Below are 16,906 nucleotides of genomic sequence, written 5' to 3' on the forward strand. Positions count from 1 at the left end.
GGATGCGATCACAGCTTTTGCCAACAAAATAACACTGATGGCTAAATACATTAGAACTTAACGACCCTGCTCTCAAGAGGGGAATTTAGATACTGCTATAGTTAGGATCTATAGTTTCATAGTCGCAGCCTATCCACGGGCAGGTCGCGACCTGTCCCTACGGAATTATAACCATGATCAATTCCTAGGCTTACCGGTTCAAACTATAGGTAAGCGGTATATAGTAGAAAGATAGCAGTCTTTGGGTTGAGCGCCTCGAGAGGTTCCGGTGCCGCCAGGCATTGCGACGTAGGAGCAAAGGAAGCGAAAGCAGCGCGATGCCCGAAGACGGGGCCTCCCGGCCGTGAGGGCACCAAAGCTCATTTGAAACGATAGGTAAGTAGAGCTCCCAGGAATACAGGTTATTTGAAAGAAAAGGCTTGGTTCGGATTGTTAACTATAAACAGAGATAGATTTCTCCTAACGTCGAAATGACAATTAAGAACTATACTTTCCCTAACAAACAATCCCCCTGATATTCAAAACAATAGAAATTGCAATTTTAAACTAACCTCACTTTCCCGTACCTTTGCAGGCTAATTCAGAACTGAATGCTTGATTATCATATTCATACATTATCCAACGGCATCCGCATCATCCATAAGCAGGTAAGCCACACCAAGATTGCCCATAGCGGGTTTATCATGGATATTGGCAGCCGCGACGAGCTTCCGCAGGAACAGGGCCTTGCCCATTTCTGGGAGCATATGGCTTTTAAAGGAACTGCCAAACGCAAGTCTTTTCACATTATAAACAGTCTCGAATCGGTGGGTGGCGAGCTGAATGCCTATACTACCAAAGAAAAGATCTGTTTTTATAGTTCGGTGCTGGATAAGCACTTCGAGCGCTCTTTTGAGCTACTGACCGATATTACTTTCCAGTCCATTTTCCCGGAGAAAGAGATAGAGAAAGAGCGCGGCGTGATACTGGAAGAAATGGCCATGTACCTTGATACGCCGGAAGAAGCGATTGTTGATGAGTTCGACAATGTGGTGTTTAGCAACCACTCGCTGGGCAACAATATTTTAGGTACAAAAGAGAGCGTTTCCGGTTTTCAGAAGCAGGATTTCCTAAACTTTATAGACCGTAACCTGAGTACAAATGCACTGGCTTTCTGCTCTGTTAGCAACTGGCCATTCGAGAAAGTGGTGAAGCTGGCAGAAAAATACCTGAGCCATATACCAACTATAACCAAGCAGCTCGATCGTACCCCATTCCTGAAGTATGAGCCAAAGGCAATTACCCTGGAGAAATCGATCTCGCAGGCACATTGCGTAATCGGTTGCCCTGCCTATGCTCTCGCCGCCGAGCGTCGTATCCCGTTCTTTATGCTGGTAAATATACTGGGAGGCCCAGGCATGAACTCACGTCTGAATCTGGCCGTGCGCGAAAAGCATGGTCTGGTGTATACGATTGATGCCAACTACTCGACTTACATCGATACCGGTCTGTTCTCGATATACTTCGGCACAGAGAAAAAACAGCTGAAACGCACGACTTCGCTGGTATTGAAGGAGATGAAGAAGCTGCGCGAAAAGCCACTGGGTTCTTTGCAGTTGCACACCGCAAAAGAACAGCTAATGGGCCAGCTGGCAATGGCTGAAGAAAGTAACATGGGCCTGATGATGATGATGGGCAAAAGTATACTTGACCAGAACAAGGTAGAGCCCCTGAACGAGATTTTCGACAAGATTAAAAGTATAAAAGCCGGCGATCTGGTAGATATCGCCAACGATGTGCTGCGCGAAGACCAGCTCAGTTTCCTGAACTACGTGCCTAATTAATGGCTGCATTGCTACATGGTTAAATTGTTAAACACACCACGAGAACAACAATTTAACCATCCAACCATTTAACAATTAAACAGATGGAATTCATTGACGAGGATTTACAGCAATATGCAGAGGAGCATACAAGTGCAGAAAGTGAGCTGCTGCGCAAGGTAAACCGCCAGACGCACCTGAGCGTGATGAAACCGCGCATGTTGTCGGGACATTTGCAGGGTCGCTTGCTGGCTATGTTCTCGCAGATGATCCAACCAAAACAGATACTTGAGATTGGCACCTATACCGGCTACTCGGCACTTTGCCTTGCCGAAGGCTTACAACCCGGTGGCACACTGCATACTATAGATATTAACGAAGAGCTGGAAACCCGTGTACGTGGCTATTTTGCAGAAGCCGGCCTTACGGAAAGTATAAAATATTACATCGGCAACGCACTGGATATCATTCCAACTATAGATGCTACTTTGGACCTGGTGTTTATTGATGCCGATAAAATTAACAATGCCGCTTACTACGATTTGGTGATAGACAAAGTGCGCCCCGGTGGTTATATTATTGCCGACAATGTGCTCTGGAGCGGTAAAGTACTGGCCAAGTATAGAAAGAAACTTGACGAAGATACGGCTGCCCTGCTGGCCTTCAATAAAAAAGTACACGACGACGCGCGCGTGGAAAATATACTTTTGCCGGTGCGGGATGGCCTGCTGATTGCCCGAAAGAAGTAAAACACGTTAAAACGGACTATTACTGAAAACACATGTAAATTATACATGTGTTTTTTGCTTTACCCCTTTCTGATCCACAATATTATACTTAGCAATTATTTTATATTAAAAACTTGGCCGAGCGTTTTAAAATACGGCGCTTTTTGCTTTACTTTTGCAAAAGGTATTTCCTATATAGAACAAACTATAACATAGCCTTTTACTAATATCTGCTTCAACAGCAACTATAGCCCGATTACATTTTAGCCAAAGTATAATTACCTATTTATGAGACAACTCTCTACCCTTCTTATTTTATTGTTTCTGCCCCTTTTTGTTTGGGCGCAGCAAGCCGTAACAGTTCCTAAAAATGTGTACTTCGCAGATATACATTTAACTATTTCGGATGGCGCACAACAGGAACTACAGAAAAAAGTAGATGCCCTGCAAAAGCACCCTGCTTACTTTCAGGCAAAAGTGGAACTGGCCGATGCTTATTTCCCGCTGATTGACCAGATCTTTAAAGAAGAAGGCGTACCTGCCGACCTGAAATATTTGTCGTTGCAAGAAAGCGGGTTGATAGGTGATGCTGTTTCTACTTCTAATGCCGTGGGTTACTGGCAGTTTAAGCGCGAGGCCGCTTCTGATTTCAACCTGCGTATTGATAACGTGATAGATGAGCGCAAGCACATTATGGAAGCCAGCCGTGGTGCTGCCAAATATTTTAAGCGCAGCAACAGCTACTATAACAACTGGTTCAACTCTATACTTTCCTATTACTTAGGGTATAGCGGTGCCAAAGCCGAAACCAAAACATCAGATATCGGTGCTAAAAAGATGGAAGTGACAGAGAAGACACATCCATACCTGTTAACTTTTTTAGCGCATAAGATTGCTTACGAGAACTTTGTAGGTAAAACCACCAAACCAGCTATAGCTTTACAGCCACTGCGCGCCACTCCGGGCCAAAGCCTTGCAGAGATCGCCCTGGACAATAAAGCTGACTTTGCCGAGCTGGAGAAGTATAACAAATGGCTGTTAGGCAGCACAATTCCATCAGATAAGGCTTACTATGTAATGTTACCGGTACGTGGCCAGGAGCGTGTGTTGATGGCATCAAACGAAACAACATCTAAACTTCCGGCTGGAACTGGCAAACAGTCTGGTACGGCGGCAGCGATGGTAGTAACCCGCAACGGGTTGAATGCATTGGTAGCACGCCAGGGAGATACAAAAGACAAACTGGCGCTTCAGGCTGGCATCTCTACACGTAAATTACTAAAGTATAACGACCTGAGAAGCTTTGATAACATTGAAGCCGGCACAGCCTATTACACCGAGCCAAAGCATAGCAGCGCTTCTGCCGCGGAGTTCCATGTGGTGCAGCCCGGTGAAACAATGCAGATGATCTCGCAACACTATGGTATCCGTTTAAAGCACCTGGTGTTTAAGAACCGCATGAAAAACAACGAGGTGCCGCTACCAGGACGTGTACTTTGGTTACAGAAGCGCAGACCGTTTACTACACCTGTTGAAGTACGAAGCCTGAACAAGCAAACTGCCGCTAAGCAGGAAATGGCCGCCAGCGAAGTAAAACCAGCTACAAAGCCTGACGCTAAAAAGGAGAATTTCTTTACCCGTTTTGTAAATAGCTTTAAGAAGAACAAGAAGCAGCCTGCACCGGTTAAAACCGAAGCACCTGCCCAGGAAGAAGAACTGATAAAAGTAGAGGTTGTAGAAGGTGTACAAGACATTGAGCCTGCTACTGAAACAGTTTTAGTAGAAGAGCAACCAGTGCAGCCACCGGTTACCCGCGAAGCCATTTACCCGGGCCGCAGAACACCTGCAAAACCTGCAGCAACTACAGCTAAACAGGAAACTGCTCCGGTTAAAACTGCACCTGCTAAAACAGAACAAGTTAAAACTGCTCCGGCTAAACCAGCAACTACAACTACTAAAGCTGAGCCTGTTAAAACTACACCTGCACAGGCAAGCACTGAGGCGGATGAAGAAGGCTGGAAACCTGCTACTACCAGTACAACAAGTAAAATCAGTACAACTACTACAGCTACTCCGGTTAGCTCAGTTCCCGCTACAAAATCAGCGAAGCACGTAGTGGCCAAAGGCGAGACGCTTTACGGTATCTCTAAAATGTATAACGTAACCGTTGCTGAACTTACCACCTGGAATAAACTACCGGAAGGCCCATTGAAACTAGGCCAGGAACTGATCATTGCAGAGCCTTTAACAGCTACTGAAATACAGGAGGTTGATGTAACCGCAGTAGAAGTTGAAGAAGCGCAGGAAACAAACCCAACTGGCGGATACCACACCGTAGTTGCCGGCGAAACACTTTACCAGATCTCCAAAAAGTATAACGTAACCCTGGATGAACTGAAGCAGTGGAACAACCTGGCCGATAATGCTATTAAACTAGGTCAGGAATTGCAGGTAGTTGCTTCTCCAACCGGCACACCTGCCAAAACCCAACAAGCTCCGGCAACGCAGGAAGCGCCGGTGCAAACTATAACTGCCGACACATATCACACTGTGGAGGCAGGCGAAAGCATGTACCAGATTTCCCGCAAGTATGGCGTTACGATTAAAGATATCATGGATTGGAACAAGAAGGCAGACTTTAATGTGAAGCCGGGCGAAAAGCTGTTGATCAAGAAGAAGAACTAAAGCGTTATTTGTTATTAGCGTCCTATAAAAGTATAAAGCCGGCCCACGTGAGCCGGCTTTATACTTTTATAGGATCTACACATATTGCTTATGTGCCTGTAGCACACTTAACGAATAACGACTAATTTACCTTTCCTCTGGCGGAGCTGTTAAATTTGATGCAGCCTGCAACCCAGTGGCTATAGTTGGCACAATGCCCAGGCGCTGGTAAATGGGCTCTACCATTTGGCGCAGGCGGCTTAAGTTTAAAGCAAACGGAACTATACTTATCGCACAAAGCAAGCCACAGGCTGCCAGCGTATAATTTACACCAATCATCTCGGCCACTGCACCAGCCAGCATACTTCCGATTGGCGCCATCCCCATAAAGGCAGTTGCATACAGGCTCATTACGCGCCCACGTTTATCTTCATCTACTATCGTTTGCAGCAGCGTATTGCACGACGCCATCGACACAATCATCCCGAAACCGGTAAATAACATCAGCAATAGCGAAATGTAAAGTGTTTTTGAGAAGGAGAAAGCTATAAGCGCAACACTAAACAGTAGCATGGTATAAATTATAACCTTACCTAACCCGATTACAGATTTGCGCTGCGCCAGAAACAAAGCACCCGCTAACGAGCCAACTCCCGAAGCGCCCATCAGGAAACCAAGTGTATTGGCTCCACCGTGCAGAATGTCGCGGGCAAACACCGGCAGCAACACACTAAACGGCATACCAAACAGGCTAAGCAGGCCAACTATAAGTATAAGCGCCTTGATCGGGGCAAAGTTGTAACTATAGGTAAAACCTTCCTGCAACGATTTCCATACTTTATGTTCTTTCTTTTCCCGCTCAAAAGGCCGCAGTCGCATAAGCAGTAACGAGGCTATTACAGCAATATAACTTACTGCATTTATCAGGATACACATACCCTCTCCTACTACTGCAATCAGTAACCCAGCTATAGATGGGCCTATTAACCGCGCCATATTAAACAACGATGAATTTAGGGCAATGCCATTACTCAGGTCTTCGCGGCGCTCCACCATTTGCACAACAAAGGCTTGTCTGGTAGCAATATCAAAGGCATTAATTATACCTAATATAACACTCAGGGTAAGTATATGCCAAATTTCTATAGTTTGTGTAAGAACCAATGCTGCTAACGTGGAGGCTTGCACCATAGAGAGTGCCTGTGTTACTACCAACACTTTTCGGCGCTCAAATTTATCGGCTAATACACCGGCAAACGGGCTAAGTATAAACGATGGAATCTGGCTGGAGAAGGTAACGGCACCCAGCAGGAACACGGAATCAGTAAGGCGGTAAACCAGCCAGCTAAGCGCAATTTGTTGCATCCAGGTACCGATAAGCGAAATTCCCTGCCCTATAAAAAAGAGCCTGTAGTTGCGGTACCGCAGCGCTCTGAACATCCCTCCTAATTTACTATCGTTTTCCTGTACCATAGTTATACCTGCAGCTTCTCTCTTACGTGCAAGCTTGCCTCATAAGTTATAGTTGATTGATAGAAAAGCTTGTACAAAGCGGCACATTTTAAGTATAAATTTTGTTGCCCCATAAGCCGTTTTATAGTTTGGGCGGCCGCCCGATTTTGCGTAATTTTAACATCCTGAAAATGACTTAAGGCGCAGTCTATACTTTACCTTAAAGTTTTATTAATTCATCATTCGTCATTACTAATTCCCCCAAATGCCAGTTTTTTCGCATTTACACACCCATACCCAGTACTCGCTGCTCGACGGCCAGGCCAGCATTAGTGCGCTCATGAAAAAGGCGCAGGCCGATGGTATGCCCGCCGTCGCTATGACCGACCACGGAAACATGTTTGCTGCTTTCAACTTCGTAAACGAAGCTAACAAGTACAACGTGAAGCCGATCGTGGGCTGCGAGTTTTACCTGGTTACAGACCGCCACCTGAAAACTTTTACCAAAGAGCAGAAAGACGTGCGCCATCACCAGTTGCTGCTGGCAAAAGATCAGGAAGGCTACCAGAACCTGGCCAAGCTTTGCTCACTGTCTTATATTGAGGGGGTTTACAGCAAGTGGCCGCGTATCGATAAAGAACTATTACTGAAGTATAGCAAAGGCCTGATCGCGACAAGCTGCTGCATTGGTGCCGAGGTGCCGCAAGCTATACTTTGGAAAAGCGAGGAAGAAGCAGAAGAAATATTTAAGTGGTGGCTGGATGTGTTTGGAGAAGACTACTACATCGAGATACAGCGCCACGGCTTGCAGAACATAGATGGCACCGGTAAAAGCCAGGAAGACATCAACCAGGTACTGCTGAAATGGGCCAAAAAGTATAATGTAAAAGTTATCTGCACCAACGACTCGCATTACGTAGACCAGGAAGACTGGAATGCGCATGATATTCTGCTTTGCGTTAACACGGGCGAAGACCAATCAACACCAGTGGGTGATTTCCAGACGCGTTATTACCGCTTTTTGACGGATGACCAGAAGGTGATCTATGATACGGTGGAGAATGTGCGGAATAAGTATGGCAACAGCCAAAACATTCGCCAGATGCTGAACCGCATTGAGGAGGCAGGCCCTAAAACCCGTTTTGGTTTCCCGAACGACCAGTTCTACTTCAAGACGCAGGCCGAAATGAACGAGCTGTTCAAGGATGTGCCGGAAGCTGTGGATAACACCAACGAAATTGTAGACAAGATAACGCCTCCTGTACTAAAGCGCGACATCCTGCTGCCTAACTTCCCGATTCCGCCGCAACACGCCGATGCCGATGATTTCTTGCGCCACCTGACTTACGCAGGTGCTGCAAAACGCTATTCTGAAATCACTCCGGAAATAACAGAGCGCCTGGACTTTGAGCTGCACGTTGTTAAAACCATGGGGTTTGCCGGTTACTTCCTTATCGTGCAGGACTTCATTAACAAGGGCCGCGATATGGGCGTTTTTGTGGGGCCTGGTCGTGGTTCGGCAGCGGGTTCGGCGGTGGCTTATTGCATTGGTATTACCAACATCGACCCGATCAAGTATAACCTGCTCTTCGAGCGATTCCTGAACCCGGAGCGTGTATCCATGCCCGATATTGATATTGACTTTGACGACGTGAACCGCCAGCGCGTGATCGATTACGTGGTGGATAAGTATGGCAAAACGCAGGTAGCCCAGATCATTACCTTCGGTACGATGGCGGCTAAATCATCGATCAAAGACGTAGCTCGCGCTACCTCCCTGCCGCTTGCCGAGGCAAACGAACTTGCGAAAATGGTACCTGAAACACCAGGCACTACCCTGGCGAAAGCCTTTATGGAGAACCTGGAGCTGGCTGCCATACGTGAGGGCAGTGATGCCCGCGCTGCCGTACTCAAGCTGGCCGAAAAGCTGGAAGGCTCGGTGCGCAACACGGGTATACACGCGGCCGGTGTGATCATCGCCCCGGATGATATTACCAACTATATCCCGGTCTCTACTTCTAAAGATGCTGACCTGCTGGTAACGCAGTTTGATGGTAAGGTGATCGAGAGTGCCGGTATGCTGAAGATGGACTTTTTGGGTCTGAAAACCCTGACCATCATCAAGGATGCTTTGGAGCTCATCAAGAAAAACCACGGTGTTGAGATCGATATAGATAACATTCCGATTGACGACGAAAAGACCTACCAGCTATACCAGCGCGGTGATACTATTGGTACTTTCCAGTTTGAGTCGGAAGGTATGCGCATGTACTTAAAAGACCTGCAACCTACCAACATAGAAGATTTGATAGCCATGAACGCCCTTTACCGCCCGGGTCCGATGCAGTTCATCCCGAACTTCATTAACCGTAAGCATGGTAAAGAGGAAGTGGAATATCCACACGAACTACTTGAGCCGATCCTGAATTACTCTTACGGGATCATGGTGTACCAGGAGCAGATCATGCAGACGGCCCAGATTCTGGCCGGTTACTCACTGGGTGGTGCCGACTTGCTACGCCGCGCTATGGGTAAGAAGGACATGAAGAAGATGGCTGAGGAGCGTGAGAAGTTTATTGCCGGAGCTGCAGAAATGCATAAAATTCCGGCTAAAAAAGCTTCGGAGGTATTCGACGTGATGGAGAAGTTCGCCCAGTACGGCTTTAACCGCTCACACTCTGCCGCTTACTCTGTAGTTGCATACCAAACCGGTTACCTGAAGGCCCACTACCCTGCTGAGTACATGGCGGCGGTACTGACCAACAACATGAACGACATTAAAAAGGTGACGTTCTTTATCGAGGAAGCCCGCAAGCAAGGGGTGCCCGTACTTGGTCCGGACGTGAACGAATCGCTCTTGAAGTTTAACGTGAACGAGTATGGCCACATTCGTTTTGGTTTGGCTGCGATAAAAGGTACCGGCGAAGCTGCCGTAGATGCCATTATCTCGGAAAGAGAAAAGAACGGCATGTACCAGGATATTTTCGACTTCTCTAAGCGCGTGAACCTGCGTGCTGTAAACAAGAAGACGTTTGAAAGTATGGCTTTGGCAGGAGCTTTTGATTCGTTTGGTTTGTACCATCGTGCCCAGTTAATGGATATCCCGGAAGGCGAAAACATTAGCTTACTGGAAAAAGCGGTTCGTTACGGCAACAATTACCAGGCTGAGCTACAAGCTGCGCAGCAATCGCTGTTTGGTGGAAGCGCCGCTGTGGCCGCGCCAATGCCGAAGATACCAGAAGTAGCCCCGTGGACACAGGCAGAAATGTTGCGCCGCGAGAAAGAAGTAGTAGGTTTCTACATCTCAGGTCACCCGCTCGATCAGTTTAAACTGGAAATAGATTCTTACTGTACTTCGGCCTTAGCTGACATTGCCAACCATAAGAATAAGGATATTAACGTAGCGGGCATGGTATCAGAAGTGGTGATTCGTACGGCCAAGAACGGTAACCCGTTTGCGCTGTTCTCTATCGAAGATTATGACTCAACCATGCAGATGGCGCTGTTTGGGGAAGATTACATGAAGTTCCAGCCATACTTGCGCCAAGGGTTATATTTGTTTATCCGGGGTAAAGTGCAGTTGCGTTACAAAACCGAAGATCAGTGGGAACTTAAGCCAACTAACATCCAATTGCTCGGTGATGTGATGGATAAAATGGCACAAGGCGTTCAGGTAAACATTAACCTACAGCACTTTACGCCCAACGTTGCTGAGGCCCTGGAAGAAGCTATAATTGCCAGCGCTGGGGGCAAACGACTGGAAATAATGCTGCATGTACCGGATGAAAAGCTGGCCCTACCAACCTACTCCAGGAAGTATCGAGTAGATCCAAAAGTGTTCCTGAACTCAATCAAAGACATAGGATTGGGTGAATGTAAGCTGCTATAGTTAATTTGGAGATGAGGAGGCTCGAAGCTGAATCTGCTCATATTTAAAAGTATAAAAGGTGCGCTGCTACGGTAGCGTACCTTTTTACTTTTTCGGACTTTATAGTCTGAAGGCTGGCTGCTCACGCTCTTTCGGACTTCCTAGTCCGAAAGCAAAGCTGTTGGGGATTTCCTAATCCCCGTGTTCCTGTTAACGCGGATTAGGAAATCCGCTTCAGACTGGGTTTCGGATTAAGAAATCCGAAACAGCAAATGTCTTTGGAAAGTATAGTTGCTTTATGGGACTCAAAAATAACATTGTACCCGGTGGTTTATACTTTCTGACCATGACTGTTGTAGACTGGGTGGATATTTTTACAAGACCAGTTTACAAACACATTATAGTGGATGCTCTAAAGTTTTGCCAGGAAAAGAAAGGGCTAGAACTATACGCCTGGGTACTGATGAGTAACCACTTGCACTTGATCGCCGCCGCTCAGGAAGGTAAAAACTTATCAGATATACTTCGCGATTATAAGCAATTTACCAGCCGTAAAATAATAGCTACTATACAGGAAAAACCGGAAAGCCGCAGGCAGTGGATATTGCACCGCTTTGAATTTAATGCGCATCTAAGCAAAAAAGTAAGGCATTACAAAGTTTGGCAGGACGGCAACGAAGCAAAAGAAATATTTAGCAATAATTTTCTGGATCAGAAGCTAGAATACATTCATCAGAATCCGGTAAGGGCAGAATGGGTAAGCGAACCGGAACACTATAGATACAGTTCTGCGGCCAACTATGCTGGTAAACTGGGACTACTTCCAGTGATGCTTATCAGCTAATACATCCAGCAACTCATATACTTTACAAACTTCTATAAACAATTCAAACTGTCGCTTGTTATCCTATACAATTTATACTTTTACATTCTACAGCCGTAGGTATAATTTGCACAAGCATAAATCCGACACCTTGTCAGGTGGTTATAGTTTGGGCTTAAATTTGCCGAAGCTATAATTGTTACTATATTTATAACACAGAAATTAACCAACAAAACGCTAAAGTTATGGCTAACAAAGCAATAGAAATTACAGACGCTAACTTTAATGAGATAATCAATTCAGATAAGCCGGTGCTGGTAGACTTTTGGGCAGAGTGGTGCGGACCGTGCCGCATGGTAGGCCCGATCGTAGAAGAACTGGCTGGCGACTATGAAGGCAAAGCCGTCATCGGTAAAGTAGATGTAGATGCCAACCCGCAGACATCTGCTAAATTCGGTATCCGCAGCATTCCTACGCTACTGGTTTTCAAGAACGGTGAAGTTGTAGATAAGCAGGTAGGCGCTGTGCCTAAAAACGTACTGGCTCAGAAGCTGGATGCGCAAATGGCGTAAGCATAAAGTATAAAATTAGAACGGCCACCTCTTTAACTGGAGGTGGCCGTTTTTTATGGCATCAACTATAACTTATGACGGGCACTCGCAGAGCTTTTTATCGATGCTGCAAAGTGTGTTATAGTTCTGTTCTGCTTCTTTTAGCAATCGCTGTAGTTCTTTGGTATAGTCCAACACTTTCTGTAACTGCGCAATTTCGGGTTGTTGTTTGGTATGCGCATCCAGGTTTTTGATTGACACTGCAAAAGCATCGCTTTTCTCTTTAATGCGGGCATAATAACTATCCAAGCCATTATCAGTAGTGGCTACGGCCGTTGCCTGCAGGTTATTATCGAAACATAGTTGCCAGCGCAGGTATGTAAACACCTGTTGCTCCGCGTCGTTGCGCAGCTTGGTCATGTCGTGCACGGCCTCGCGTAGTTTGTAGCTTTCGTAGCGTTTGTTATATGCTGTAACGGCATCGCGCACTTTGTCGCGGCAACTCAGGCAGTTGCTGGCACTAACTTTGTCCTGCAGCGCATTTCGCACAGCTATAGTTTCGTCGGAGGCAGGCGTATCATTCAGCTTTTTAACTTCCTTCTCAAACACTGCGTTATACTGCAATTCCTCCAGCTTAGCCTTTAATCGAACTATAGCCTCCCCTTCTACAGACGCAGACAAGAGGTCAGGGCGTGGCAGCTCTACGGCGTATAGTTTGGCCAGCGACGCTTCTCGTTTTTCGGGTGTGTTATAGGTGGCTGGGTCGTTTTCCAAATCGCGCAGTGTATTTACCAGCAGTTTGCCGCTCTTCAGGTTATGGTCGGCTTCCAGGTACAGGTCAGCGTTGGTAAGTATAGATTGGTATTCCGGCCTGAAGATATTTTTATAGGTGCTGTTCGTTTTAAATTCTGCTTCGCGATTATCCATCGTGGCTTTCAGGCGTTTGTATTCCTGAATAATGGCAAACAGGTTTTTAGCATTTATTTCGGGGCTATTGTTGCGGTAGTTCAGGCGGTAAATGTTCAGATGCTGTTTCATTTCAGCAAATACCCGCAGGAATTCTACAAACAGCTTTTCCTGGCGGTAAGTCTCATCGTTTACCAGTTGCTGCTCATAAGCATTCTGTATTTTCTGTTTGCGCTTTTCAATCAGGTCCAGGGTTACTTCGTCGCCGGTCAGCACATCCATCTTGTACAACGATTTATAGTTGGCCACTACCATATAAGGATAATCCTTATAGTTGGTCATCTCTTCCAGCATGCGGCGCTCCAGTTTGTTCGGGTTTTTAGCCAAGTAATCTGCCAGCCGTGCCGATTTTATAGTTACCGTTTTTACCTCGCCCGGCACAAACACATATATTTTAACTGAGTGCAGCCGCGTGTCGAAATCCTGGCCTTCATATAACCTTATAGTTGAGCTGAACCGGTATTCGCGCTTACTGGTACAGCTACTGAGCAAACTCCCGAACTCCCCTACCAATGAAAGTACAGCGCTGGTTGGCGTGGTAAGTTTTGAGAGGTTAACCAGTTGCTTTGCTACCAGGCCAAATACTTCGTTTCCGCCGTCATTTGTTATGGCCTTGGCGTTTATAGTGGCATCAATATTATTCTGGGTAGAGGACAGCGGCATTTTATCAATGATGCGTACCACTTCCAGGTTATCGCTTACCTGGGTTTTATAGTTATCCTTGTCCTGGTCTACATAAAAGTTATAAAGCGGATATACAATCTCATCGTTTCCGAAAAGCTTCATGTTTTTGAGCTGCGCTGTAATAAACAGGTACTCCAACTGGCTACGGTAACGTTTCTTTGGCTTTTTTACGCCACGTTCCAACTCGTTCAGCACGCGGGTAAACTTGCTTCCGTTAAACAGGTAGATGTCGGTACTCAGGTATTGCCACTCATCCGAGAACTCAAACGGGTCGGTGTAACTATAGCCCAGGCGGGTTTCAATGTTCTTTTGCGCGTAAAGTTGCTGGCTTATCAGCAGCAAAAATAAAAAAAGTATAATTTTTCTCATGTATCAGTACTTGTCGATGGCCGAGGTTATGCGTATACTCCCCTGTAAGCACATAGCATAAAGTATAGCCAACATAACGTTGTATGCCTGTACTATAGTGCTTTAAAATTGCGAATAATATTTTAAGCATCACAACTATACCTGGTAAAACAAACTATAAAACAGAATGAAAACTTTATTAGCAATTGCCTTATTTATATTTTGCCTTGTAGCAGTGCAACCTGCCTTTGCGCAACAGGCCAATAGCCCTGCCACTACTGTTTCAGCAACTACTTCTAAGCCATTATCCGAAACCGAAAAAATTAACCTTTTAATTGAAAGTATAAGCACCATGAAAGGAGCCACTTTTATAAGGAATGGCAGCGAACATACCTGCCAGGAAGCGGCTGCACACCTGAAGGCAAAGTATGAAAAGCATGGCAGCAAAATAAAATCGGCTGATGAATTTATCAGTTACCTGGCAACCAAGTCGTCGGCAAGCGGCGAAGTATACAAGATCCGGTTTGCTGACGGCCACGAAGAACCTACCGCCGAAGTGTTGCACCACTTGCTGGAACAATTAAAATAACAGCACCGCGTTAGCTTAGTATTAGATATGATAAATATTTCATAAACGTGTGTCCTGTGGGTTGCGTAAACGCTTTAAAGAATGTCAACGTCCATGCTACAATTGCTAGAAGAATCTAAAGGTGACCTGGTGGCTTTCCGGATATCGGGCCATGTAGATAAAAATGATTACGATATTATGCTGCCCATACTGGAAGAAAAAATAAAACAGTATGGCAAAATAAACGTGTATGCCGAGATGCAGGAAGTTGAAGATTATACTTTGCAGGCGCTTTGGGAGGACCTTAAATTCGATTTCAGGCATGCGGCAGACTTTAACAAAGCGGCTATAGTTGGCGAACAAAAATGGCTGGACTGGCTTACTATTGCTGCCTCGCCGTTTACCAGCGCTACCATAAAACACTTTACGTTAGACCAACGGTTGCAAGCTTTGGAGTGGATACAAACTATAGAAGAGTAAAACTACAGCATTAACTATAAGTACAATGGGGCTATACTTTTTATAAAGTATAGCCCCATTGCTTTAACTGCACACTACCCTAAAAGTTTGAGTAATGGGTATGTTTTTTACAGGACATGAACTACAGCTATAGTTGCTGCTTTTATTCATTACAGATTGATTTATACTTATCTATCAGGCAATTACATTTAATATTCAATTTTCACAATATTTAAACCTGCCTACTGCTTTTATGTAGTCTTTTAACAGTTTTGCTTGGCTTTCCGGTATGTTTTTTTACATCTTTGCAGCCATACAGTTTTATTTTTAACGATCTATAACCCATTATTAAAGTAAAACCCATGAAATTTAACTTTGCAAAAACTTCTTTTTCTGTACTGGTTTGTGCTACCATGCTGGCCTCTTGCGTGTCTTCTAAAAAATACGAGGACCTGAAAGCAAGCAACGAAGCCCTTACTGCTGAGCAGGCTGCCTCTAAGCAAAAAGTAGATGAGCTTACCTCATCTTTAAAAGAGCGCGAGCAGAAACTTGCTGAAATGGAGCGCCAGATGAACGAGCAGGAAAAAGCTTTAAATAACCTGAAAAACGAAATCAACACTTCGCTGAAAGACTTTAACCAGGGCGACCTGAGCGTAAACATTAAAGACGGTAAAGTGTATGTATCTATGTCGGATAAGCTGTTGTTTGCAACTGGTAGCACTAAAGTAAACCCAACCGGCCAGAAAGCGCTTAACCAACTGGTAGATGTGCTGAAGAAAAACCAGGAAGTTGGTGTAATGGTAGAAGGCCACACAGATGACGTGGAAGTATTGCCAGGCACTAAAACAATTGCCGACAACTGGGACCTGAGCGTACTGCGCGCCACTGAAATTACGCGTATGTTAACGCAAAAAGGCTTGTCTCCTGACAGAGTAACCCCTTCTGGTCGTGCTTACTTCCAGCCAGCTGACACAGGCCGTACAGCTGCTGCCAAAGCTAAAAACCGCCGTACGGAGATCATCTTAACGCCAGACCTTACCGAGGTTTACAAAGTGTTAGGTATCCAGGCACAGAAGTAATCTGAAAGAACTATAGTTATAAAGCCGCTGCCTTAATAAGGTAGCGGCTTTTTTGTTTACTGTTACAGGTAAAGCATACAGGTTACAATTATCACAGCAACTATAGCTGCAAAAGCTTTTTGCTGTAAACAAAGAAGAGCCTTAAACTAAGTAACTCTAAAACTATAACTGTAGCCTAACCTTAAAAATATTGCACTCATTTTGCATGGCTCCTACTTTAAAATCAAACTATAAAACCTTACCAGTTAGCTGTGTAAGCTTATAATTAACCTATAACTATAGTAGAATTGAAACTTTAATTGCACTTTTATACGTATAAGGCTCTCGCTGTTACAATTTGTAAAAGCTAAAATTACGATTATGAAAAGAACCAACAGAACATACGCTCAGATTTTACTGGCAGCGGCTTTGAGTTTCTCATTTGCTGCCGAAGCCGCCAACTATACGTTAACGGAAGTGCCAAAAGTAGAGGTGCAGCAAGGCAACCAGGGAGTTACTGATTTAGAAAAAGAATTGCTGGGGCCTTACGCTGAGATAAACAAAATTGCAGCAACTGATTTACGCCAGGCTTATATCATGTTATTACAAAGCGTGCGCGACCGCCACGAAACCTGGACAGATGTAGAATGGAACAAGGCAAAAGCAATTATAAACAAGCTGGATGCCCGTAAAAATGCAGTACACAAACAACTGGGTGCTGATGATAAAGCAAAGATAAAATTGCTGCAAGGCGAACTAAGAGCCTTGGAAACCAAAAAAGATATTAAGGACTAAGTATAAACTATAGTTGACCCGTCCTAAAATAAGTTGACAGGTTTTACGATGATTTTAGAGAACCTGTGGGCATTAGCTCACAGGTTTTTTGATGTACCTGCTGTGGTGTACACATTTTCAGGCTCAGGTGAGGCCTTCGG

Annotated in this window: 12 protein-coding genes; 10 read left to right on the forward strand and 2 right to left on the reverse strand. The window is 45.2% G+C overall.

Annotation, left to right across the window (positions count from 1 at the left end; genetic code table 11):
* The first annotated feature begins 590 nt into the window (after positions 1-590).
* From GWO68_RS17405 to GWO68_RS17415, 3 genes are all read left to right on the forward strand, one after another.
* A complete protein-coding gene (locus GWO68_RS17405; RefSeq protein ID WP_162347756.1) occupies positions 591-1,823 on the forward strand; it encodes a M16 family metallopeptidase in 1,233 nt (410 codons plus the stop codon).
* 83 nt (positions 1,824-1,906) lie between these two features.
* On the forward strand, positions 1,907-2,551 hold the full coding sequence (locus GWO68_RS17410) for an O-methyltransferase (RefSeq protein WP_162347757.1): 645 nt from the start codon (positions 1,907-1,909) through the stop codon (positions 2,549-2,551).
* Positions 2,552-2,818: 267 nt separating this feature from the next.
* Positions 2,819-5,215 carry a LysM peptidoglycan-binding domain-containing protein gene (locus GWO68_RS17415; protein WP_162347758.1) on the forward strand — a complete coding sequence of 799 codons (2,397 nt, stop codon included), beginning with the start codon at positions 2,819-2,821 and terminating at the stop codon, positions 5,213-5,215.
* A gap of 126 nt (positions 5,216-5,341) precedes the next feature.
* Here GWO68_RS17415 and GWO68_RS17420 read toward each other — a convergent pair whose 3' ends face one another.
* Positions 5,342-6,667 carry an MFS transporter gene (locus tag GWO68_RS17420; protein WP_202923807.1) on the reverse strand — a complete coding sequence of 442 codons (1,326 nt, stop codon included), beginning with the start codon at positions 6,665-6,667 and terminating at the stop codon, positions 5,342-5,344.
* A 244-nt stretch (positions 6,668-6,911) separates the two neighbouring features.
* On the opposite strand from GWO68_RS17420, the gene dnaE reads away from it, so the two are divergent.
* The 3 genes from dnaE to trxA all read left to right on the forward strand — a co-directional run bounded on the left by dnaE (position 6,912) and on the right by trxA (position 11,909).
* Complete coding sequence (gene dnaE / locus GWO68_RS17425; protein WP_162347759.1) at positions 6,912-10,535, forward strand: DNA polymerase III subunit alpha; 3,624 nt, start codon at positions 6,912-6,914, stop codon at positions 10,533-10,535.
* Positions 10,536-10,812: 277 nt separating this feature from the next.
* Entirely contained in the window at positions 10,813-11,358 is a 546-nt protein-coding gene (locus GWO68_RS17430) for an REP-associated tyrosine transposase (RefSeq protein WP_162347760.1), read from the forward strand.
* Positions 11,359-11,582: 224 nt separating this feature from the next.
* On the forward strand, positions 11,583-11,909 hold the full coding sequence (gene trxA / locus GWO68_RS17435) for a thioredoxin (protein WP_162347761.1): 327 nt from the start codon (positions 11,583-11,585) through the stop codon (positions 11,907-11,909).
* 72 nt (positions 11,910-11,981) lie between these two features.
* Here the strand turns inward: trxA and GWO68_RS17440 are convergent, their stop codons facing one another.
* On the reverse strand, positions 11,982-13,907 hold the full coding sequence (locus GWO68_RS17440) for a hypothetical protein (RefSeq protein ID WP_162347762.1): 1,926 nt from the start codon (positions 13,905-13,907) through the stop codon (positions 11,982-11,984).
* Positions 13,908-14,073: 166 nt separating this feature from the next.
* On the opposite strand from GWO68_RS17440, the gene GWO68_RS17445 reads away from it, so the two are divergent.
* The 4 genes from GWO68_RS17445 (at position 14,074) to GWO68_RS17460 (ending at position 16,766) form a co-directional block, all read left to right on the forward strand.
* Entirely contained in the window at positions 14,074-14,475 is a 402-nt protein-coding gene (locus GWO68_RS17445; RefSeq protein WP_162347763.1) for a DUF5329 family protein, read from the forward strand.
* 93 nt (positions 14,476-14,568) lie between these two features.
* Positions 14,569-14,934, forward strand: a complete 366-nt coding sequence (locus GWO68_RS17450) for a SpoIIAA family protein (RefSeq protein ID WP_162347764.1) — start codon at positions 14,569-14,571, stop codon at positions 14,932-14,934.
* A 341-nt stretch (positions 14,935-15,275) separates the two neighbouring features.
* Positions 15,276-15,992, forward strand: a complete 717-nt coding sequence (locus GWO68_RS17455) for an OmpA/MotB family protein (RefSeq protein ID WP_162347765.1) — start codon at positions 15,276-15,278, stop codon at positions 15,990-15,992.
* A gap of 360 nt (positions 15,993-16,352) precedes the next feature.
* Positions 16,353-16,766 carry a hypothetical protein gene (locus GWO68_RS17460; RefSeq protein WP_162347766.1) on the forward strand — a complete coding sequence of 138 codons (414 nt, stop codon included), beginning with the start codon at positions 16,353-16,355 and terminating at the stop codon, positions 16,764-16,766.
* The last annotated feature ends 140 nt before the right edge of the window (positions 16,767-16,906 follow it).

Source organism: Pontibacter fetidus, assembly GCF_010119545.1.
GTDB lineage: Bacteria > Bacteroidota > Bacteroidia > Cytophagales > Hymenobacteraceae > Pontibacter > Pontibacter fetidus.